The following is a 22,029-nucleotide window of genomic DNA, read 5'->3' as shown; positions in this document are numbered from 1 at the left end:
GAAGGGCTGTCGCCGCTCACGAAGCAGGTGACCCCAAAAAATGGGCAATGAAGCGCCAGAGGCGTGCTGCCCACCGGCTCAGAGGGTTCCTCTGAGTGCCGCGAAGAGCTTCGTCCTCCTTGCGAACCGTCACGCGGGTGGGGCCGAGGGAGTCGGCCGGTGGAGGTTCGACCTGGAGGGTCCCCTCTGGAGACGAAGCGGCCCACCCTGTCCGACAGTCGGGCAGATTGCCCAAGGCTGCGTTCGTCCCGTCCGCCTCTGTGCACTCCCCACCGGGCTCACGGGGAGTGGGCTCAGGGACGGATGGAAACGGCAGCGCCCCGCTGTCTGCCTCCAAGGGAGGAGCCTGCACCTGGGGGCAGGAGGCAACTCCGAGCACCTCGTTGGCCTCGTTGGCCGGCGCGGGGCGGTCGAGGCCAAGCTCTTCAACGAAGGGGCGTGCCGCGGGCGCATCGTCCTGCTCGGTGACTGACTCAGGAGCGCCGACGAAGCACTCCTGGGCGTCCTGGGCTTGAGGGGACTCCTGCGCCTGGGGGGCGGGGGCGAAGTCGTCCAGCACGCGCTCATCGCACGCCTTCAGCAGCGCCGGCAGCTCGTGCTGGAGTCGCTGCACGTCGCGAGTGTCCAGGGCCCCCATCGCGCAGGTGGTCCACTGGCGCAGCGGCTCGCCGCCCATGAGGGACAGCAGCCGGGACGCCTTGCCTCGCAAGGCCCACTGCAGCGACTGGATGAGGAGCAGGTGCCCTGGGCGCTCCGCAATCCGGGCCGCCAGCCTCAGCAGCTCGAATTCCAACTGCGCGCAGCGGACCCCTGGGTGCCATCGCGCCGCGTCCCAAAGCCTGAAGCAGGCATCCTCCAACGGGCGCAGGTCCGCCCCGGAGGCCCTCGCGCAGCAGTCGGCCAGCAACTCCACCAGCACCTGCCGCTTGAGGCTGAAGAAGCCCTCCAGCAGCCGCCGGCACTCCGGGCGGCGCTCGTCATGCAGCGCCAGTCCCAGGTTCTCCAGCGTCAGCGACTCATCCAGCGCCACCGCGCGCGCCCTGCGCGCGGAGCGCTGCACCACCAGCCCTCGCGCCGCCAGCCGCCGCAGTGCCTCGCGCACCGTGCCCCGACTCACCCCGTAGATGCGCGCCAGCATCCTTTCCGAGCCCAACTCCCCGCTTCTCGGCAGCCTCCCCAGCGAAATATCGCGCTCGAGCTGCTCCTCCACGTACGCCACGAGCCCCACCCGCACCATCCCCGTCCCCCTCCTCGTCCAAGCCTCTCGCACCAGACCACAGGGGTCTGACATGGACGCGAAAGCGGGCGCGGCCCTGGGCCTGATGCGGCGCGAACTGGTCCGACTGTCGGACCAGTTGGGAGTCGGCGCTCCCGGCAGGGCGCCTCTGTCCGCGGATTCGCCTTGGCATCCGCTTCAGCACGCCGGTGCGGCCCACCACCACACTCCGCGAGGCGCGTGTCCTCGCGGAGGACTTTGGAGCGCAGGATCTGGCGACCAACTTCTGGCGACCCCTCAGGCGGTCTCCAACACGAGCCGCTGACTGACTTCCCTGCACACGGCCTGCGCCTGCTCCACGGTGTCCGCGTAGGCGAGCACGTAGCCCGCGCGGTCCTCCGACTTCAGTGCCTGACGGATGGTGGTGCCCAGTTCCACCGCGAGCGAGATGTCCACCACGCCGGGAAGCCGCCGCAGTGCCAGCGCACCGTTGATTCGCTTGAGCTTGCCGGGCGGCGGCGTGAAGTACTGGATGGCCGCGCCGCCTCGGGGCACGGGATCCGCCTCCAGGGGTTTGAGCGTCCCCATGGCCCACTGAAGCGTCATGTCGAGCAGGTCATGCCCCGTGGTCAGCCGGACCAGATCCCAGAGCCGGTCTCCGCCCAACCGCGTGTGCGTCTCCACGATGCGGGGACCGCGCGACGTGTACTTCAGTTCCGTGTGCGAAGGCCCGTCCTGGATGCCGAGCACGTCCAGGAAGCTCCGGATGAAGTTCCGTACCTCGCGGTCACGCTCCGGGCTCATCGGCGCGGGGACCTGGTGGGCAACCTCCAGGAACGCGCTGCCGTTGGGGTCCGTGCTCTTCGTCTCCTCGTTGATGCCCAGGATGACGTGGCGTCCCGCGAAGGAGAAACACTCCACGGAGTACTCAGGGCCGTCCAGGTACTCCTCGGCGATCCACGACGCGCGGCCGTTCAGCACGCCCTCCAGGTCCGCCGCGGAACGGACGAGCCTCACGTCGATGCTGCCCACTCCGTCCACGGGCTTGAGGATGAACGGGTAACCCTGTCGCTCGGCGAACGCGACGGCGTCCTCCCGCGTCTTCACCGCCGCCCACTGCACGGGCGAGAACCCGCCGGAGTCGAGCACCCGCCGCATGGCCGGCTTGTCGCGCGTCTTCTCCACCAACTCCAGAGGAGTCCCCCGCAGCCCCAGCGCCTCGTTGATGCGCGCGCAGGGAATCAGTGCCTCCTCCGCGACGGTGATGGCGCTCACGAAGGGGGTGACGGCGTGCGCGGCCTTCAGCATGGGGATGAGCGCCGGGTCGTCGTAGCTCATGAGGAGGACCCGGTCGGACTGCCGGTTCACGTGATCATCGGACAGCCCCGGCTGCTGGATGATCAGCGGCCGCAGGCCCAGCTGCCACGCCCGCTCCGTGATGAACTGCCTCGCGCCCAGAAGGATGAGGTTCGCCGCCATGGTTCATGCGCTCCTTGATGTGACGTCCTCCGCGCGGCCTCGCGCGTGACGGATGAAGGCCTGGCGTCCTTCCTCGGAAACGACGAACGCCCACCCCAGCTTGCCTCCACTGGTGATGTTCACCACCTTGGAAGTGCGGCTGCCTCGCACCAGGAAGCCGTTCGCCTTTCCTCCGTACGAGTAGAAGCCCAGCACCAGCCGGTACTCCTCCGCGGCCGTGTCGCCGGCCGCTCGCAGACGGACGGTCTCCGCTTCCACGACGCGCTGGCAGATCCACCGCTCGACGCCCGCCTCGCGCAGCTTCTGTTCCAGCTCGTCCGCGGGCCAGTCCGTTCCCATCAGCACGCCACTGCCGCCGTAGGAACTGCTGTCGTCGATCTTGAACACCAGGCCGGCCTTGTCGCGCAGCGCGGCCGACAGGTTCTCCTCCGACAGCGAAAAGGCGGGGGGCAGGTACTTCTGGATGGTGGCGACCTCTTCGTCGCTGAACAGCGACTGGTGGCCTGGCTCGCACAGCAGCGCGAGGAACCGCTTGCTCATCCGCAACTCCGGTTCGAAACCGTTGGTGAGCACCGCGCCGCTCGCCCAGAGCTTCTTTAGGAACTCGAAGCCGTCGGTGACCTCCTCGTAGGTGAACATGCGGTGGATGAGCGTTCGCTCCGCCTCCTCCCGCTTCAGCCACGCCTCGGGGTATCGCACCTCATCGAGGATATGGACCGGAACCCCTGGGTTCAGCTCCTCGAGGTAGCGCTTCAGATACTCCTGTCTCGGGTACCCGAGGTTCGAGTGCCCGGTGGAGTCGAGGATCACCACCCGTCGAAGATCCCGCTTCCGGCACTCCTCCGCGTACAGCACGGCGAGGTCCCGCAGCGGACTGCCCATCAGCTTGGCCCGTGGAAAGCCGAGCGCCTCGGTGGCCGCGCGGGAGCCCTCGTAGGCCTCGCCTCCGCCCACGCCGGGGAAGATGTTGAACTCGCAGAAGAAGTAGCCCTGCCGCGTCGGCACCACGTCCATGCGGCCAATCGACGCGTCACCGTGGCGCAGGTTGTCCCAGTGGATGAACGCGGCGAGCCGCCGGGGCATCCGCAGCAGGTCGAGCAGGCCTTCCCGCGAGTGCGTGTCGATGAGGTGGCCGATGAGCTTCAGCTGCGCGGAGAGCAGGGCGCGGCACGCCCGGCTCAGCTCCTGGAACTCCGCCTCGCTGAAGAGAAGCGGATGCGAGAACTGGCTCTGCTCGTACATGGGAGAGTCCAGGTCGCGGATGGCTGCCACCGTGCTCGCGTATGCCGTGGCGTCACGCGCGGGAGTCCAGCCCTCCTCCAGCGCTGCGAGGAATGCTTCGTTGAATTCGCCGATCATGGTTGGGCCTCAGGCGCGTCCGGCGTCGCCGACACCGAACAGCGCGTTCATCTTCTGGAGGGAGAAGGCCTTGTAGACAACGGGCTCGTACTTCGCGGGCGTGTCCTTGCAGAACTTGGGGAAGCACTCGATGAGCGCGTCGTCGTTGGCGAGCTTGAAGAACGCCAGGGACTGCCGCTCGCCGCCGGACAGCACGACCCGGTGCGGAGTGGAGACGTATTCGTCGTTGGACCAGCGGGCCATCAGGTCGCCAATGTTGACGATGAGGTGGTCGCGCCGCTCCAGCGTGGGCGTGATCCAGGAACCTCCGCGCTCCTTCACCTGGATGCCCGGGCCCGTCTGCGCCAGCATCGTCAGCAGCGTGCCGTCCGTGTGCTCACCCATGCCCTGGTCGTTGACCAGTTCAGTACTGAGCTGTGGATAGAGCAGGGAGCGGAGCGAGTCGGTGGAGGCGGAGGTCTTCTTCGCGAAGAAGTCCCGGGGCAGGTCCAGCGCGATGCTGAACAGCTCCGTGAGCCGGGCCGTCAGCGCCTCGCACTCGCGGAAGTACGCCTTGAGGGCCGCGCGCAGCCGCTGGCCTTCCGCGTCCGTGCTGAACGGCAGCCTCGCGCCGTCGTCCTCGATGAGCCGGCCCACGCTGAACTTCTCCACGTAGTCGCTGGGCAGCCCCTTGCGGCCCATGTACGCGTAGGCGTTCTCCTCCAGCATGCCGCTGTAGCCGTAGGGCGTGTAGTCGTCCGCGGCCATGGTGAAGCCGGACTGCAGCCGGCAGCGGTTCTTCGCATCCAACGGCTGGCGGAAGAACGCCCGTGAGAGGGCATAGGCCTCCTCGAAGACCGCTGGCGCGATGCCGTGGCCGCTCAGGGTGAAGAAGCCCACCTGCTTGCAGGCCCGGTCGATCTCGAACGCCGCCCGGCGCTCGGCTTCCGACCCTGGCGTCGCGGACGTCAAATCGATTCGGGGCAACTCCTTCATCATGTGCTCCTCCAGGTTCAATGGCTCAGGGGCTCGCGGGCCGGTGGCGTCCTTCGAGCTCTCGCAACAGGTGCGCGACCGTGAGGACGTCGAGGAAGGCGTGGCCCGTCGAGCTGAAGACGGTGCGGCCCGCGCGCAGGGGACCGCTGTCCCTCCGCACGAGCTGCCCCAGGGTGATGGCGCTGGCGTGGACCGGTCCGGCCTCAGCGAGCGCCGTGACCAGGTCCTCGACGATCACCGTCGATGTTCGCAGCAGTTCGAGCGGTACCTCCCGGGCCTCCACCGTGTGCCCGCCCATGCAGTTGATGTGCACGCTGGGGGAGAGGCCCTCGAAGGCCCCCAGCGGCGTCTTCGACGATGTCGCGGTGCCAATCACATCCGCGCCCCGGAGGGCCTCGTCGAGCGACGCACACGCGACGACGTGCACCGCTTCGCCCAGGGACGCGCGCAGCTCCGCCGCGAACGCGTTGCCTCGGGCCGGGTTCCGCGCCCAGAGCCGCACCTCCTGGATGGGGCGGACCGCGCGGACCGCCGCCACCTGCTGCCGCGCCTGCGCGCCGGTCCCCGCCACCGCCAGCGTCCGGGCATCCGTGCGTGCGCACAGGTCCGTGACCAGCGCGGACACGGCGGCGCACTTGAGCTCCGTGACCGCGGCACCGTCGAGCAACGCGAGCAGCTCCCCCGTGCGCGTTGAGAACGCCGCCACCACCCCGTTCATGGTGGGCAGCGGGTCCGTGGCGGCGCGTTCGACGAGGGTCGCCACCTTGTTGATGTAGAGACCCAGGTGCTCCGACACGGCCGGCATCGACACGAACGCGGCGTGCCGGGTGGCGGACGGGACCGCGACGCGCAGCGGGACCTGCACGCGCTCATGCAGGCCCTCCGTGAGCGCCGCCTCCAGCTCGTGCACGAGCCGGGGCAGGTTCCCGTGCGCGGAGACGACATCGTGGGGAAGGAAGGCAGCCATCGCGCGCTCCTTTGCCTACAGCGTCGCGAGGACTTCCTTCAGGTGGCCGATGAACGCCTGGACCATCTCCGTGGGCAGGTCGCCACGCAGCATGAGCCGGATGCCCGCCTTCCCCACGGGCACGATGGGGAAGAAGACCGCGGAGCAGTAGAAGCCGCGTTTGTAGAGCTCGCGTGAGAGCTTCACGGCCTTGTCCTGCTCGCCCACCTCCACGACCTTGATGTGCAGCCCGTCGCCACGCTGCGCGGTCTGGATGTGCTCGTCGAACAGGGCGATGTTCCGGCGCAGCTGCTCCTGCCGCTTCGCCAGCTCCGGGCTGCGGTGCACCTGGATGCTGCCCATGGACGTGCCGATGGCCGCCGTCCGCAGGCTCTGGGACCAGCCCATGGGGCCCGTCCGGTAGAGGAAGTCGTAGTGCTTGCGAGAGCCGAGCATCGCGATGCCGCCCGTGCTGCCGAACGCCTTGGCGATGGAGGCGATGATCAGCGTGCGGTCGTTCAGCTCACGCAGCCGGGAACGGATGTAGCCCTCGCCGTTCTTCCCCTGCGTGGAGAGCGAGTGCGAGTCATCGATGTAGAGGAAGAGGCCGTACTTCTCCTGGAGCGTGAGCAGCGCCTGGAGGTCCGTGACGCCGCCCGTGGAGTAGACGCCGTCGCAGACGTACGCCACGCGCGGGTACTTCCGGCAGACGTCCTCCAGGTAGTTCATGTCGTTGTGCGGGCAGTTCAGCACCCGCGTCTCGTCGGCGACGATGGGCTTCACGAACGCCATGGAGAAGTGCGCGAACTTGTCGAACACCATCACCAGGGGCTCGCTGTCGGTCAGGTGGCCGGACCCCAGCACCGGGAGGATGGCCGCCGTGAGCGCGCTGGAGGTGACGGCGGGCAGCACGGGCCCTCCGAAGAGGTCCGCCAGCTGCACTTCCAGCTCCTCCATCAGACCCAGCCGGATGCGGAACTCCGCCATCGACAGGCCGGTGATGCCAGCGCGCTTCAGCGCGTCGATGCCGCCCTGGATGACGTCCGGGTGGCTGTTGAGCCCCAGGTAGGAGCAGGAGCACAGGTTGGCGAACTCGTGCCCGGTGTCCACCTCGCGCAGGTGGTTCTGCCCGCCCACCGCCTCCACGCGGATGTCGAGCATGTGCGATTCGCGGGCCACGGCCCAGGCGCTCTCGCTGGTGGGGATCATCTTCTGGTTGTTGCGGTGCAGGTGGGGACCCATGACCGCGTCGCTGGACGTCGTCACTTCCGCGCTCCTGTCTTGTCGATCACGAACTGGCCAATGCGCTGCAAGGCCTCACGGCCGCTGCTGAGCCGGTTGAAGTGCAGGTGCCAGACGTGGACCATGTCGGGCCATTCCTCGAACGTGACGTCCACGCCCTGGGCCTGGGCCTTCCTGGCCATCGCCTGCGAGTCGCTGAAGAGCAGCTCCCGCTCGCCCACCTGGATGAGCAGGGGAGGCAAGCCGGTGAGGTCCGCGTGGATGGGCGAAATCGTGGGCTGCCGGGCGTCCTGCCCGTTCAGGTAGTGCCGCGCGACCTCCTCCACCACCTTGCGTTGCACGAGCGCGTCGGCCTTCTCGCGCGATGTATAGCTGTCGCCCTGGATGCCCAGGTCGAACCACGAGGAGATGCACACCAGGGCGCCCGCGAGCGGCAGGCCCTTGGCCCGGGCGTTGACCTGCATGGACACCACCAGGCCACCGCCCGCGGAGTCCCCAGCGATGGAGATGTGGCCCGGAGCGAACCCACGCTCCAGCAGCCAGCGGTACGCGGTGGTCGCGTCGTCCAGGGCGGCCGGGTAGGGGTGCTCCGGAGCCCGGCGGTAGTCGAGCTGGAGCACCCGGCAGCGCGCCTGCCGCGCCATCTCCGCGGCCATGTGGCCATGGCTTACCAGCGAGCCGAAGACGAAGCCGCCACCGTGCAGGAAGAGGAGGGCGCGGTCCTGCTCGCACACCGGCGGCGTGAGCCACTGGGCGCGGACGCCGTTCACGTCCACGGGCTCCACGCCGATGTCCGCGGCGATGGGCAGCCCGAGCGAATCGTAGTGGACCCGCGCGGCCTCGTAGCCGTCCGGCCAGGGCCGGGCGTCCAGGTAGGCCAGCAGCTCCTTCATCTCCGCCGCGTTGCGCTCCGCGTGCTGTCGCGTGGTCATGCCCGCACCTCGATGACGTTCGGGTAGGGGTTGAGCTCGCCGCTGACGAAGCGGGTGATGTTGGCGTCCTCCTTGTGGTTCGTCGCCTTCTCCAGCGACAGGCCGTAGTAGTCGTACCAGCGCTTGAGGTCGTTGGAGTCCGCGACCTGGTACTCGACGTGCCGGATGGGGCGCTTCGCGGCCTTGCTCGCGTCGGTGAGGGACGGCTGGGTGGCCGCGTGGGCGAGCCCGCCCACCACCTCGTTGTGGAGGACGATCATCACGATGTCGTTCTCCAGGTCCAGCTTCAGCGCGAACGAGTAGTCGCGCAGGATCTCCTCGGAGAACTCCGCCTTCACCGCGACGTTGTAGTTGTTGGGGATGTTCTCGATGAGCGCCCGCGGATCCAGGCCCTTGTCCTGGCAGAACCGGCGCGTGTCGCAGATCATCGGCATGCCGCCGCTGATGTTCTGGTTGGGCCCGTAGAGGTTCGCGATGAACGGCGTCGCCGAATCGAAGTGGACGCACTTCGTGGTGACGAACTCGCGGCTCTCCGTGTGGTCGCTGTTGGGCGTGAAGTTCCGGTTCTTGTTGAAGCCGTCCACGTCCATCTTGGCGACGCGGTCGTACGTGATGGGCGTGGGGCTGTAGCGCGACAGATCGAAGCGAGGCGCGATCGCCCGGAAGACGCCCTCCAGGAAGTCGCGGGCCAGCGCGGCGCCGGACTCGGTGTGGAGGTCCAGCCCGCGCTCCGCGAGCAGCTTGTTCACGCCGAACACCACCGCGAACCCGTTCTTCTTCTCCACGGCTTCGACGATGGCGTCGAGCAGCGCGGGAGCCGGAGCCGCCGAGCGGCCTTCACCCAGGTCCGCCGGAAAGGTGGAGACATTGATGAACGAATCCTTGAGACGGCTCGGATCGAGTCTTTTCATGGGCTGTCCAGGGGATGAGGGGAAGGGAGCGGCAGCCAACTGATAGGAAATGGGCCGCGATGTCTGACTTGATATACTGATGCGAAAGTCCGGCGTCAATCCACCCATGGCTTGAACAGGCTCACTCGAAAAAGACAGCCTTTGATAGGGCCTGGATGGAACGCGCGGCTTGAAACCCTATCACCCGCCCACGGGCTCGGGAACGACGCTCCCAGGAGGGCGATGCCGATCCGGGAGCGCAACCCCTTGCATGCGTCGGGTAGGATCCCGGCGACGCCGTCACGTGTTGGTCTTTTTGTATGTGATTTGGCTGGTCGTGGACGCATCCGGATCGGGTCCTTACATTGTCTGGCAATGCTGAAGGGACATCTGGATGGGATCGCGCCGGTTGCGATCTCTGGTTTTGCGTTCGCCTTGCCGGGCGCTCGCACACTCGATGAACTGGCGGAAGTGCTACACGGGGGGAAGACGACGTATGGCCAGTGGCCGGAGGAGCGCATTCCCCGGGCCCTGTATCTGGACCCCTCGGCGGCCGTGGGCGCGGCCCGGATCTCCACGCTGCTGGGTGGGGTGGTGGGTTCGCGCGAGCTTCCCGAGGACGCATCGGGTCCGTCGAAGGTGCCGCACCGGTGGGTCGTGGAGACGGCGCACCGGGCCCTGGCCTCGGCGGGGCTGGCTCCTGGGTCGCTCGGTGGGCAGCCGGTTCCGGTGTTCCTCGCGCACTCGCGCGGGGGCGGTCATGGCCTCTACGACGCCGCGGTGCTGGCCGTGGCGGGACAGCTCCAGCCGTACCTCGTTCACGGCGCGCATCCGAACGAGTTCTCCCATCAGGAGCTGACGGACCTCACCCGGAAGGTGCGCCAGTCACTCCGGGAGTCGTTCGGGCCGGACTTCGTGGAGGACCCGAGGGAGCGCGCCACGCACCGGCTGGCGAGCGCCATCGCGGAGGCGCTGGGGACCACGGAGAAGGCGCTGCTCGTGGACGGGAACTGCACCGGCGGTCTGGCCGCGGTTGAGCTGGCGGCGCGAGAGCTCGCGAAGGGCGCGCCGTGGGCCATCGCGGGCGCGCTGTCCTACGTCGACACGGTCAACCAGGTCCTCTATTCGAACTCACGTCTGCTGTCGTCCGAGGGCTGCTTCCCGTTCGCCCAGAAGGGGAATGGCACCGTCATCTCCGACGGCGTGGTGCTGCTGGTGCTCACGAGCCTGGAGCGGGCCTCGCGGGAGCGGCTTCCCATCCACGGCGTGATCCGTGGCGTCGGGGGGGCGAACGACGGCGCCGCTGAAGCGTACATGTTGGTCCCGAACCCGCGCGGACATGCGCTGGCGGTCCGGCGTGCGCTCGACCAGGCAGGCGTGGCGCCACGGGAACTGGGCGTGATCCTCGCGCACGGCACGGGCACGCGGGCTGGGGATGCCGTGGAGGCGAAGGTCTTTGATCGGGCCTTGAAGGCGCATGGGGAGGCAGCCCAGCCCGCGTCGCCGGTGCCCGTGATGTCCATCAAGGGGAACCTGGGGCATGCGAAGGAGGCCTCGGGCCTGGCGAACCTGGTCGCGCTGCTCGCCCTGTTCGAGTCCGGGGGCATCCCGGGACCGGTCCACGGGGACAAGCCCCGGAGCCTGCTCGAACCCGGAGGGCTCATCGAGGTCGAGCGGACCGCCCGCTCCTGGCCGGCGGGCGAGCAGCCGCGCATCGGGGGCGTCAGCGCCATCGCGAGCGGAGGCCAGAACTACCACGCGGTGGTGGAGGACCGGCCTTCACCCGCGCGAGCCCAGGCGCTGCTGCGAGGCACACGAAGAAGCCCCGCGAGGAGTGACGAGCCCATCGCCATCGTGGGCATGGCGGGAGCGTTCGCGGACGCCCCCGACCTCGCCACGCTGTGGACGAACCTGCTCCACGGTCGCCGTGCATTCCGGAGGTTGCCGTTCGGGCTCGGTGCGCCGCTGGACCTGGATGCAAACCGGTTTACCGGCAGCGCCAGCCAGTACGACGAACGTCCCGCCGACATCCTCCGGCATGATCCGCTCCACTACCTGCTGGTGGACCTTGCGCGAAGCGCGGCCACGAAGGTCTCCATCGAACGGGGAAGCAACATCCCGGTGGTCGTCTCCGCGGAGCACTGCACCGGGTACGGCCTGCGCCAGGTCGCCGCGGCACGTCTGCCGGAGATCGAGGAGCACCTCCAGCGCGTGTTGCGTGAGACGGGCAAGGACTCCAAGGGGGTGGCCCGGACGGTGCGCGCGGCGACGAAGCGCCTGTCGAGCGACCTGCCGGAGCTGTGGGCCGGCAGCCTGTTCAACCTGTCGCCCAGCTTCATGGCGGCGAGGATCGCCCGGGCGTTCGACCTGACCGGACCGACCTGCGCCATCGAGGCCGGAGGCGCGGCGGCGTCCATGGGAGGCCTGGAGGTCGCATGCGGCCGGCTGGCATCCCGTGAGGCGGACGCGGTCTTCTGGGCGACGGCGGACATGCGGCTCGGAGTCACGCGCCTGGCCGACGAAGACGCGCTGGGGCTCCTGTCCCGCCGGGACACACCGACCGCGTTCGACACAGCGTCAGACGGGTACCTGCCCGGTGAAGGCGCCACGGTGTGCCTGCTGCGCCGCTTGTCGGACGCGCAGGAGCGAGGGGAACCGGTGCTCGGGATCATCCGGGCGATGGGCAGCGCGTTCGGGACGCCAGACGACCTCGGCCTCGTCTCCGAGCCCGCGATGAGCCTGGCCATCCGGCGTGCCTATGGACGGTGTGATGTGTCGGCGGACGCGCTCGCCTTCGTGGAGTGCTCAGGCAGCGGTCATCCCTCCAGCGATCGGGCGGAGCTTGCTGCCCTGGGGCGGACGCTCGCCACCGCGCGAGCCAGGCCGCTGCCCATTGGTGCGGTCATGCCGAACATCGGTCACACCGGTGCGGCCTCGGGAGCCGCGAGCCTGATGAAGGCGCTGTTCGCGCTGGCCGCGAAGCGGGTCCCACCAACAGTGGGGGTAACGACCCCACTCGTCGGCGCGGCCGACAACCTTCGAGTCATCACGGGCCGCGAAGAGCTGAAGGAGGCGCGCTTCGCGGGAGTGAACGCGGCCGCAGGCGGAGGCACCCACTACCACGTCGTGCTCGAAGCCGGGCCCGACCTCCAGGTGCGCGGAGCATGAGCCTTCACCTGAACGAAGAGCAGGAGGACGTCATGGCGTGGCTGGCGCGGGAACTCCATGCGTGGATCCCGATCGTGCTCGAAGCCGGGCCGGCCCCCCAGGTGTCCGGATCATGAGCCTCCACCTGGACGAGGAACAGGGAGCGGTCCTGGCCCGACTCGCGCGAGAGCTCCATGAGCGGATCCCGATGACGAAGTTCCTGGGCATCCACTTCGTGGAGTTCGAACCCGGGCGCATCGTGATCGAGGCGCCGCTGGGCCCATCGTTGAACCACCGGGGGACGGCCTTCGGTCCGGGGGTGTTCACCTCGGCGGGGCTCGCGCCCTGGTTGTTGCTCGTGCGGGCGGCGTGGGCGGAGCGGCTCTCCGTGCAGATCCTCCTGCGCCGCTGTGAGTTCGCCATCCACCGGCCCATCACCTGCGACTACCGGGCCCGCTGTGGCGCGTTGCCCACGCTGGACGCCGACATGCTTCGTCAGGGCGGCAAGGTGCGGCTCACGGCCACGTCACAGGTCTTCATCGACGACGGCGCGCCCGCCGCGACCTACACGGCGCACTTCACGTTGCTTGGCCAGCCCGCTGCCTCCGGTGCAGGGGAGGGGGACCTGGCGTTGCCCTTTCCGGAGGCGTGGCGGACGTGATCTACCGCAAGCTTGGCGGCATCGACGTGTCAGTCTTCGCCCTGGGGGCGGCCAACTTCGGAGGCATTGGAAGCTCCCGGAAGCTGCTGGGCCAGGGAGAGACCGAAGCAGAAGCTCATGCGCTCCTGGACCGCGCGGTGGCGTTGGGGATCAACCTCATCGACACGGCGGGCACCTACGCGGACGGAGCCAGCGAATCCATCATCGGGGCCTGGCTGGCATCGCGCGGTGCCGCGATGCGAGACCGCGTGCTCATCTCCTCCAAGGTCGGCCTTCGCGGCGGGCTCGGGCGGAAGCACGTGTTCGCGGAGGTGGACCGCTCGCTCGCGCGTCTTCACATCGACGCGCTCGACTTCTACCTGTCGCACGTGCCCGACCCCGCCACACCTTGGGACGAAGTGCTCGACACCTTCCAGGCCCTCGTGAGGGCGGGCAAGGTCCGCCGCTTCGGCCTGTCGAACGTGGCCGCGAGCGACCTCTGGCGCTGTGCCGCTCCACGCTCGGGTGGACCCGTGGGGTTCGGCTGGGTCCAGAACCGCTTCAACCTGCTCGAACGGGACGACGCCCACAACGGCGTGCTGGAGGCCTGCGCGAAGCTGGGGCTCCAGTACACGCCCTATTCGCCGTTGGCGGGCGGCCTGCTGAGCGGCAGGTACGCCATCGCAGGTGAGATTCCAGAAGGCACGCGCATCGGGCAGCGCCGGGACCTCTACGCGAAGGCCTGGACCCCGGAGAACGCGGCGCGCGTCGAACACCTGAAGTCGCAGGCCGCCGCCCACTCGCTGTCACCGTCGGGTCTTGCCACCTGGTGGTTGGTGCACTGTCCCTTCGTGACGTCGATCCTCGTCGGCGCGCGCAGCCCGGAGCAACTCGAGCAAATGGTGACCGAGGCGTCGGGCCTGCCCGCGAACGACGACCTCTGGCGAAGCCTCGCGGCCCCTTCCACCCAGGAGCGATGACGTGCGAGCGATTGTCTGCGGGACGTGGGGCGGCCCCGAGCAGCTCACCCTCACGGAGTTCCCGGAGCCTGTCCCCAAGTCCGATGAGGTGAAGATCGACGTGCACGCCTGCAGCGTGAACTTCGCCGACCTCCTCATGATTGGCGGGACCTATCAGACCCGTCCCGCGCTGCCCTTCGTCCCCGGATTGGAGGCAGCGGGCACGATCGCCAGCGCCCCCGAAGGCTCGGGCTTCCAACCCGGAGACCGGGTCGTAGCCATCCTGTGGCACGGGGGCTACGCAGAGCAGGCGGTGGCTTCGGCACGGGAGACCTTCCTGCTGCCAGCGGGCGTCTCCTTCGACGTCGGCGCCGCGCTGACCAGCGCCTACGTGAGCACCGCCCTGGCGCTGACACGCGTCGCCCACCTGAAACCGTCGGAGGTGCTCCTCGTGCTTGGAGCCAGCGGCGGCGTGGGGCTCGCGGCGGTGCAGTTGGGCAAGGCGCTGGGCGCCACCGTCATCGCGGTCGCGAGCACACCGGACAAGCTGGCCGTCGCGCGAGCAGCAGGCGCGGACCACGTCATCAGCCACGCCGATGCCAACTGGAAGGAGCAGGTCCTCGCCGTCGCGGGGTCCTCCGGCGTGAGCGTCTGTTTCGATCCCGTCGGAGGCCCGCTCTTCGATCCGGCGCTGTCAACGCTGGGCTGGGGAGGCCGCTACGTGCTCGTGGGCTTCGCCGCGGGCCAGGCGCCGAACATCCCCGCCCACCGGCTGCTCGTGAAGCACCGCGCGGTGCTGGGGTCGTCGCTGCGCTACTTCCGCTACCACGACCCGGCCGCGCTCCGCGAAACCATGGACCAGCTCTTCTCCTGGTACGCGCAGGGCCGCATCACTCCGCGCATCACCCTTCGGCTCCCCCTGGATCAGACCGCCGACGGCCTGCGCACCCTCGCGGAGCGACGCGCCATCGGCAAGGTCGTGATCCACGTCCGCGAGGGCCGGGACGCGCCGCCCGGCGTTACGTGAACGAGCGGGGCAGCCCGAGCACGTGCTGGCTGATGTACGACAGCGCCATGTTCCGGCTCACGGGGGCGTTGATGAACAGGCGCACCTCGCGGAACTTGCGCTCGACGTCGTACTCCTCCGCGAAGCCATAGCCGCCGTAGGTGTCCATGCAGGCGTTGGCGGCCTCCCAGGCGGCTTCGGCGGCCAGGTACTTCGCCATGTTCGCTTCGGCCGCGCAGGACTGGTGGCTGTCGAAGAGCGTCGCGGCCTGCTCCGTCAGCAGGGACGCGGCCGTGAGCGCCGTGTGCGCCTTCGCGATGGGGAACTGCACGCCCTGGTTCGCGCCAATCGGCTTGCCGAACACCACGCGCTCCTGCGCATAGGTGACGGCCTTCTCGATGAACCAGCGGCCATCCCCGATCGCCTCCGAGGCGACGAGCACCCGCTCCGCGTTCATGCCGTCCAGGATGTACGAGAAGCCCTTGCCCTCTTCGCCAATCAGCCCCTCGGCGGGCACTTCGACGTCCTCGAAGAACAGCGCGTTCGTCGCGTGGTTGAGCATGGTTCGGATGGGCCGCACCTCCAGTCCCTGCGTCTTGCGCAGGTCGAGCAGGAACACGCTCATCCCCTCCGTCTTCTTGCGCACCTCCGCCCGGGGTGTCGTCCGTGCGAGCAAAAGCATCAGGTCGGACTGGAGGACGCGCGAGATGAAGATCTTCTGGCCGTTCACGACGTAGCGGTCCCCCCGCCGGACCGCCGTCGTCTCGATGGCGGTGGTGTCCGAGCCCGAGTTCGGCTCCGTCACGGCGAACGCCTGGAGCCGCAGCAGGCCCGCGGCGATCTCCGGCAGGTACCGCTGCTTCTGCTCCGCGGAGCCGTGCCGCAGCAGCACGTTCATCACATACATCTGCGCATGACACGCGGACGCGTTCCCGCCGAAGTGGTTGATCTCCCCCAGCACCACGGCCGCCTCGCGCAGGCCCAGCCCCGCGCCGCCGTACTCGGCCGGGATGAGGGCCGCCAGCAGGCCGGCCTCGGTGAGGGCCTTGACGAAGTCGTGAGGGTATTCACGCTCCGCGTCGAGGGTGCGCCAGTACTTCGGAGGGAAGCGGTTGCAGAGGGCACGCACGGACGCGCGGATCGCGTCCCGGGTCTCATGGGAGTCCATGCGCGAAGGATGTCCGTCCCCACCTGCTGACTCCAGGACAGGGCGGGTCCGCGCCAGTGCATCGCGCGAGTCCACCCCCGGGGTCCGTTGGAGTAGAGTCCGCGATCCCATGGAGCGCACCGGCGCGGCGGCGATCATCATTGGCAACGAGGTCCTCACCGCGAAGGTGAAGGACGAGAACGGCCCCCACCTCATCCAGCGGCTGCGGGAGTTGGGCATTCCGCTCGTCTCGGTGGAGACCATCCTGGACGACGTGGACGCCATCGTGGACGCGGTCGCCCGCGCCCGGCGCAAGGCCCGCTACGTCTTCACCAGCGGAGGCATTGGCCCCACCCACGACGACGTCACGGTGCGCGCGGTGGCGCTCGCGCTGGGCCGGCCCGTGGTGCGCCTGCCGGAGATGGTGTCGGCCATCCAGGCCCGCGCGGGCACGTCGCCGGTGACGCCGGAGTCCCTGCGCCTGGCGGACGCTCCAGAGGGCGCGGTGCTCCTGGCCCAGCCGGGCATGTGGTTCCCCGTGCTGACGGTGGGAGACCTCTTCCTGCTGCCGGGGGTGCCGCAGCTCTTCCGGCTGCAACTGGAGACGGTGCTCTCACGGCTGAGCGGCACGCCGGTGCACCTGGTCAACCTCTACTTCAACCTGGGCGAGAGCGCCCTGGCCGCCGTGCTGGACCGCGTGGCGCTGGACATGCCCCACGTGGCCATCGGCTCGTATCCCGTGTTCGACGCGGCCATGGACTACCGCGTGAAGGTGACGGTGGAGGCTCCGGAGCGGGCCCACGTGGACGACGCCGTGGGCCGCCTGCTCGCGGGGTTCCCGGCGGACGCGCTGGTCCGCCGGGAGTAGCGCGGCTACAGCGACAGGCCCAGCCGCTGGCGCAGCCGGAAGAAGTCGTCCGTGAGCAGCCACGTCAGCAGGGCCTTCAGGTCCGCGCGCTCGCGCACCGCCTGGAGGAGGGTGTCGGTGCTCTCCTGCTTGTTGGCCACCACGTTCGGATCCTCGCGCAGCACCATGGTGAGGCCCACGGACGGGTCTCCGCACACCAGCAGACCCGCGCGGTCCGCGGAGAAGCCGAGCGCGTCCACCACCGAGGCCACGTCGATCTTCGGCTGCTCGGACAGCGTCTGCGCGGGGCCTTCCGAGGCCTTCATCGCCTTGCGGTTGAAGGCCTTCTTGAGCTGCTTGGTCGTCTCGTCGTTGCGCCGGCCCAGGCCGTTGAACTGCTGCACGTGGACGCGGATGGCGTTGCCGAACAGGTCCACCGTCTCGCCCTGGGACGTCTTGGCGAGGACGGCCGTCTTGTTGAGCAGGCCCAGCACCGCCTTGCCGATGAGGAACTTCTGCTCGCGGGCATTGAAGCGGCGCACGACGTCCTGGCCCACGCACAGGGACAGGGGCTCCGTCGTCTCCAACTGCAGCATGCCGCGCCGGGCGAGGTAGACCTCGAACTCCTCCACGCCGAAGGTCTGCGCCACCGCGCGCACGGCCTTGAACACGGCCGAGTCCGGCTTGAGCTTGTCCGTCTTCGGGTTGACGCCGAGCATCTCGAACTGCGGCGGGTAGACCTTGCCCAGGTGCTCGCCCATGGCGCGCAGGAGCTCCGTCAGCGGGCCGCGCGCGGCCGGGTGCAGGAGGACGGTGTCCACGTCATTGGGAGTCAGGGCTTCACGCGGCTCCTGCGGCTGCCGGACGCGGGCCTCCGAGTAGAAGGCCTGCTCCACCTCGTTGGTGGCGCGCAGGAACGTCAGCACCGCGGCGACGGCGAATGCCTTGTCCTGCTGCTTCTGGGCATCCCAGAGCTTGAACAGCGCATGCAGGCTCTCCAGGCGCGCGGGGTCCAGGCGCAGCAGCTGCCGGTGCTCCTCGATGGCGAGCGGGTAGCTGGCCATGTCGCGGCCATACAGCTCCGCCAGCGCGGCGCGGGCCTGGAGGTTCTGCGAGTCCTGCTCCACGATCTGCCGGTAGATGACGGTGGCGCGAGCAGGCTCCGCCAGCGGGCCCGCGTAGAAGCCCGCCACGCGGATGCGCAGGGCCACGGCGCGCTTGACGTCCGTGGACGCCGTGGCGGCAGCCTGGGCCTCCAGCATCTGCGCCAGCTCCGGCAGGTTGCGCTGGCGCTCGTAGAGGACCACCAGCCGGTCCACCAGCGCGGGCTCGCCCGGCGTCAGCTCCAGCGCCTTCTTGTAGAGCGCCGTGGCGGAGGCGACGTCGCCCAGGCCCTCGTCGTGGATGCGCGCCAGCTCCACGGTGAAGCGCGCGCGGGCGTCGTTGGGCAGGTCCTGATCCAACAGCCGCCGCAGGCAGTCCACCGCGCCGCCGAAGTTGCGGCCCTGCGCGTACACCGTGGCCAGCCGCTCCAGCGCCTCCGGGTGGCGGGGCAGGGTGGCCAGCGCCGTCTGGAGGTGCGCGGCCGCGCGGCCCGGGTCGTTGAGGTGCTGCTGGTAGAGCGCGCCCAGCGTCAGGTGGTGCTGCGCGAGCACGCGAGGGTCGCCGCCCTGCTGCACGCGCTGGCCGAGCATCTGCGCGGCCTCCGCGTACTGCTGCGCCTCCAGGAGGAGCAGGCCGCGAGTCTCCAGCGCGTCGGGGAAGCCGGGCCGGGCCGCCAGGGCCTTCTCCAGCACCGCGAGCGCGCGGGCCCTGTCCCCCAGGGCCACGTTGTGCAGCCGGGCCGCGGTGACATACGCCGCCGCGGCGGCCTCCACATCACGCTGCGCGAGCCGTGCCTCCGCGCGCCGCTCGTGCAGGGCCGCGAGGTCGGAGGAGCCGCCGCGCTGCGCGAGCAGCTCCTCCAGGCCGGTGGCCGCGCCCGGGTGCAGCGGGTCGCGCTCCAGCGCCAGCCGGTAGAGGGCCGAGGCGCCGTCCGGATCATTGAGCTTCTGGGCCGCGAGCTTCGCGGCGGCGACGAAGCCTTCGATGGCGCTCTTGGTGTCGCGGCTCGCGCGGGCCTCGGTCTCCATCATGGCGCGGGCGGTGGCGAAGTCGCCCCGGCGCAGGGCCACGCGGCGCGCGCCCTGGAGCGCGGGGAGGCACTGCGACTGGAGCTCCAGCGCCTGCCGGTAGAGGGCGGCGGCGGGCTCCAGGTCGGGGTTCTTCTCCGCCAGCTCGGCGGCGCGCAGGAGCAGCTCCAGCGCCTCCGTGGCGTCGGTGGTGATGGCCAGCCGCATGGCGTACATGCGCGACAGGCCGGCGGTGTCACCAATCTGGCGCAGCACGCGCTCCAGGCCGAAGGCGAGGCGCGCGTCGGAGGGGTCCGCGTCGAACGCGCGCTGGTAGACCTCCAGGGTGCGCTCGGTGGGCGGGCCCTTCTCCTGATCCGCTGCGGCCAAGAGGCGCAGGGCGCTGGACAGGCGCGGGTCGGTGACGCGCTCGGCGATGCGGGCGCGCAGCTCCGCGCGGCGGGGGCGGTCCGACACGCGGATGCGCTCCAGCATCGTGAGGGCGGAGAGGTTGCCGGGCTCCAGGCCCAGCACGGACTCGCAGCACTGCGCGGCGCGGGACGGCTCCTGGAAGCGGTCCAGGTACAGCCGCGCGAGCTTGAGGTACGCGGTCACCTTGGCCGCGGGCGTCTGGCCCACCTGCGTCTCGCGGTCGAGGATGGAGACCAGCTCCTTCACGTTGTCCTGCGCGACGTACAGGCGCTCCAGCGCGCGCAGCGTGGCGGCGTGGCCCGGCGTGAGGCGCAGCACTTCCTGATAGCCGTCGATGGCCAGCTCCGGGCGGCCCAGCTGGTCCTCCCAGATGGCGGCGGCCTGGTAGAGCGCGTTGGCGCGCTCCAGCGGGTCGGTGCGGTTGGCGGCGTCCGCGCGCAGCACCTCCACCAGGGGCTCCCACGCCTCGTGGGCCCGGTGGATGCGGGCCAGCGCGCGCAGCGCCGGGAAGTAGCTGGGCGCCAGCATCAGCGCCTCCTGGTACGACGCCAGCGCCTCGTTCTCCTGCTTGAGGCGGTGCTCGTACAGCTCGCCAATCTTGTAGATGAGCGCGGCGGCCGCGTCGGTGGAGGGAGAGATCTCCGACTCCGCGCGGTACATGTCGATGAGCTTCTCCCAGCGGCTGTCCTGCGCGTACAGCCGGCCCAGGGCCTTGAGCGCGGGCAGGTACGACGGCGACAGCGCGAGCACACGCTCATACGCGGTGATGGCGCCCACGCGGTCCTTCAGGTGCTCGTCGAGGATCTCCGCGTTGCGGTGGAGCAGCGACAGGACCTGCTTGGTGTCCCCGGCGAACGACGCCTCCAGGTCGTTGGTCTCCAGCAGCTCACGATAGCGACCGGCGCGCTCGTAGAGGCGGGCCAGGTTGCGCAGCGTGGGCAGGTGATCCGACGCCAGGTCGAGGATGCGCTTCATGCACTCGATGGCGTGGTCCAGGTCACCCAGGCGGTCCTCGTAGATGACCGCCATCTTGTTGAGCGTGGTGATGACCTGATCACGGTCGGACGTCTGGAGCAGGTCCTGCTCGAACATCGACACGAGCTCGGCGAAGCGGCCCTGGCGCTCGTAGAGGCGGGTGAGGGCCTTCTGCGCGGGGAGGTAGCCGGGCTGGAGCTGGAGGCACGCGTTGTAGCGCGCGATGGCGTCCTCCTGGCGGCCCAGGCGCTCTTCCAGAATCTCAGCCGCCTTGTACATGCGCGCGGCCTTGCCCTTGGCGTCCTCGGCGGCGGTGACCTCCGCGTCGAAGACGGCGACGAGGCCTTCCCAGTTCTTCATCCGGTACGACAGCTTGCCCAGGCCCGCGAGCGCGGCGGCATGGCTGGGGATGCGGGCGAGGATGGCCTGGTAGCGGGCGGCGGCCTCCTGGTCGCGCTTGAGGTCGTCCTCGTACAGCGCGGCGAGGCGCAGGTTGATGGCGACGAGTTCGCTCTCGTCGTTGATGGAGCCCACCCACGCGAGCAGCACGTCGGCCAGCTCCTCGAAGCGCCCTTGGGTCTCGTAGATGCCGGCGAGCGCGCTGAGGACGAGCGGCTCATGCGGGCTCACGCGGCGAGCGGCGAGCAGCGCGGACAGGGCATCGTCCTTGCGGCCCAGGCGGTCATGGACCTTGGCGATGTGGAGGTAGGCGGGAGCGCCCTGGGAGCCCTGGCCCTCGGCCTCGGAGAGGAGGGCGGAGAGGAGCTCGTCGGTGCGGCCCTCGCGCTCGGCGACGCGCTTGACGGCGGCCTGGAGCAGCGGGTCGGAGCGGTCGAGCGCGAAGGCCTCGCGGAACGCCGCGGCGGCGGCCTCCTTCTGCTTGAGGCGCTCCTCCAGGACCATGCCCGCGGAGGTGAGGTAGTGGGCGCGAAGGGACGGAGGGACGACGGCGGCGGCGAGCAGCCGGTAGATCTCCACCAGCGCGCCCGCGTCGTTGCGCGAGGCGTAGACGGACTCGAGCTGGGTGAGGAGGGTGACGTCGGTGGGCTTGCGGTCCAGGGCCTGGCGCAGGGCATCCGCGGCGTCGTTGTCGCGGGACAGGCGCTCCTCGAGGATCTGCCCCTTCTCGAAGAGGAGGGAGGCCTGCTGGCGAGCGTCGTCGGAGGCGATGAGCTCCGCGTCGATGAGCTGCACGACCATCTGCCAGTTGCCGACGTCGGCGAAGAGGCGGCGAGCGGCGCGGATGTTCGCGAGGAATCGAGGCGCCAGCTTGTACGCGTTCTGGAACGCGACGGCGGCGTTGCGAGGATTCTTGAGCGGTTCTTCCCAGAGCAGACCGACCTCATGGAAGAGGAGGGCGGCCGTCTGGGGCTCGGTGGTGGCGAGCGCCTTGGCCTCGCGCTCCATGGAAGCGATGCGCTCGCGGGCATCGTCCTCGGCGCTGGCCTGGGGAACGGCGGCGGGCAGGGTGGTCACGTTCTGTGCGAGTGCCTGGACCGCGCCAGCCTCCGGGGCCCCGGGGGGAGGCACCGATGCGGGGGACGAAGGCCGCGTGACGTCATTGCGCTCGCTCATGGAAGCCGGCTCCAGGCACTTTGGATTTGAGGGGGGAGACTGAACGGGAGTTCGTACCACGCGCTCGGCTGGCCCCTCAACTTCCCGTCTTTCCTGGCGATTTGAGTGCAGGGGAGGCAGGCGGACGGGCGGATGGCTTGCTTGTCGAAGA

15 protein-coding genes are annotated in these 22,029 nt (G+C 69.6%); 5 read left to right on the top strand and 10 right to left on the bottom strand.

Annotated features, from left to right (window positions below; translation table 11 throughout):
• Positions 1 to 16: 16 nt before the first annotated feature.
• From D7X32_RS13920 to D7X32_RS13885, 8 genes are all read right to left on the bottom strand, one after another.
• A complete protein-coding gene (locus D7X32_RS13920) occupies positions 17 to 1,237 on the bottom strand; it encodes a FadR/GntR family transcriptional regulator (RefSeq protein ID WP_120603026.1) in 1,221 nt (406 codons plus the stop codon).
• 276 nt (positions 1,238 to 1,513) lie between these two features.
• A complete protein-coding gene (locus D7X32_RS13915; RefSeq protein WP_120603025.1) occupies positions 1,514 to 2,695 on the bottom strand; it encodes an ATP-grasp domain-containing protein in 1,182 nt (393 codons plus the stop codon).
• 3 nt (positions 2,696 to 2,698) lie between these two features.
• The gene (locus D7X32_RS13910) at positions 2,699 to 4,054 is read right to left on the bottom strand and encodes a hypothetical protein (RefSeq protein ID WP_120603024.1); all 1,356 of its coding nucleotides are present in this window, start codon (positions 4,052 to 4,054) and stop codon (positions 2,699 to 2,701) included.
• 9 nt (positions 4,055 to 4,063) lie between these two features.
• The gene (locus D7X32_RS13905) at positions 4,064 to 5,032 is read right to left on the bottom strand and encodes an isopenicillin N synthase family dioxygenase (RefSeq protein ID WP_120603039.1); all 969 of its coding nucleotides are present in this window, start codon (positions 5,030 to 5,032) and stop codon (positions 4,064 to 4,066) included.
• A gap of 22 nt (positions 5,033 to 5,054) precedes the next feature.
• Entirely contained in the window at positions 5,055 to 5,996 is a 942-nt protein-coding gene (locus D7X32_RS13900) for an ornithine cyclodeaminase family protein (protein ID WP_120603023.1), read from the bottom strand.
• A 15-nt stretch (positions 5,997 to 6,011) separates the two neighbouring features.
• The gene (locus tag D7X32_RS13895) at positions 6,012 to 7,241 is read right to left on the bottom strand and encodes an aminotransferase class I/II-fold pyridoxal phosphate-dependent enzyme (RefSeq protein ID WP_208752417.1); all 1,230 of its coding nucleotides are present in this window, start codon (positions 7,239 to 7,241) and stop codon (positions 6,012 to 6,014) included.
• Positions 7,238 to 8,149, bottom strand: a complete 912-nt coding sequence (locus D7X32_RS13890; RefSeq protein WP_120603022.1) for an alpha/beta hydrolase — start codon at positions 8,147 to 8,149, stop codon at positions 7,238 to 7,240. Before D7X32_RS13890 ends, D7X32_RS13895 begins: the two co-directional genes overlap by 4 nt.
• Positions 8,146 to 9,060 carry a hypothetical protein gene (locus D7X32_RS13885; RefSeq protein ID WP_120603021.1) on the bottom strand — a complete coding sequence of 305 codons (915 nt, stop codon included), beginning with the start codon at positions 9,058 to 9,060 and terminating at the stop codon, positions 8,146 to 8,148. Before D7X32_RS13885 ends, D7X32_RS13890 begins: the two co-directional genes overlap by 4 nt.
• 222 nt (positions 9,061 to 9,282) lie before the next feature.
• Between D7X32_RS13885 and D7X32_RS13880 the strand changes: the two genes are divergently transcribed.
• From D7X32_RS13880 to D7X32_RS13865, 4 genes are all read left to right on the top strand, one after another.
• The gene (locus tag D7X32_RS13880; RefSeq protein ID WP_120603020.1) at positions 9,283 to 12,207 is read left to right on the top strand and encodes a beta-ketoacyl [acyl carrier protein] synthase domain-containing protein; all 2,925 of its coding nucleotides are present in this window, start codon (positions 9,283 to 9,285) and stop codon (positions 12,205 to 12,207) included.
• 112 nt (positions 12,208 to 12,319) lie between these two features.
• Entirely contained in the window at positions 12,320 to 12,847 is a 528-nt protein-coding gene (locus D7X32_RS13875; protein ID WP_120603019.1) for a YiiD C-terminal domain-containing protein, read from the top strand.
• A complete protein-coding gene (locus D7X32_RS13870) occupies positions 12,835 to 13,806 on the top strand; it encodes an aldo/keto reductase (protein ID WP_120603018.1) in 972 nt (323 codons plus the stop codon). The genes D7X32_RS13875 and D7X32_RS13870 overlap by 13 nt, the downstream gene beginning before the upstream one ends.
• Before the next feature lies 1 nt (position 13,807).
• A complete protein-coding gene (locus D7X32_RS13865; protein ID WP_120603017.1) occupies positions 13,808 to 14,812 on the top strand; it encodes an NADPH:quinone oxidoreductase family protein in 1,005 nt (334 codons plus the stop codon).
• Here D7X32_RS13865 and D7X32_RS13860 read toward each other — a convergent pair.
• Positions 14,805 to 15,959, bottom strand: a complete 1,155-nt coding sequence (locus D7X32_RS13860) for an acyl-CoA dehydrogenase family protein (RefSeq protein ID WP_120603016.1) — start codon at positions 15,957 to 15,959, stop codon at positions 14,805 to 14,807. The genes D7X32_RS13865 and D7X32_RS13860 overlap by 8 nt on opposite strands.
• A gap of 109 nt (positions 15,960 to 16,068) precedes the next feature.
• Between D7X32_RS13860 and D7X32_RS13855 the strand changes: the two genes are divergently transcribed.
• Entirely contained in the window at positions 16,069 to 16,806 is a 738-nt protein-coding gene (locus D7X32_RS13855; protein ID WP_120525645.1) for a competence/damage-inducible protein A, read from the top strand.
• Positions 16,807 to 16,811: 5 nt separating this feature from the next.
• Here D7X32_RS13855 and D7X32_RS13850 read toward each other — a convergent pair whose 3' ends face one another.
• A complete protein-coding gene (locus tag D7X32_RS13850; RefSeq protein WP_120603015.1) occupies positions 16,812 to 21,878 on the bottom strand; it encodes a tetratricopeptide repeat protein in 5,067 nt (1,688 codons plus the stop codon).
• Positions 21,879 to 22,029 lie beyond the last annotated feature (151 nt).

The sequence above is a fragment of the Corallococcus carmarthensis genome, assembly GCF_003611695.1.
Lineage (GTDB): Bacteria > Myxococcota > Myxococcia > Myxococcales > Myxococcaceae > Corallococcus > Corallococcus carmarthensis.
The sequence above is the reverse complement of the archived record's forward strand: the minus strand, read 5'-3'. Positions and strand labels throughout refer to the sequence as shown.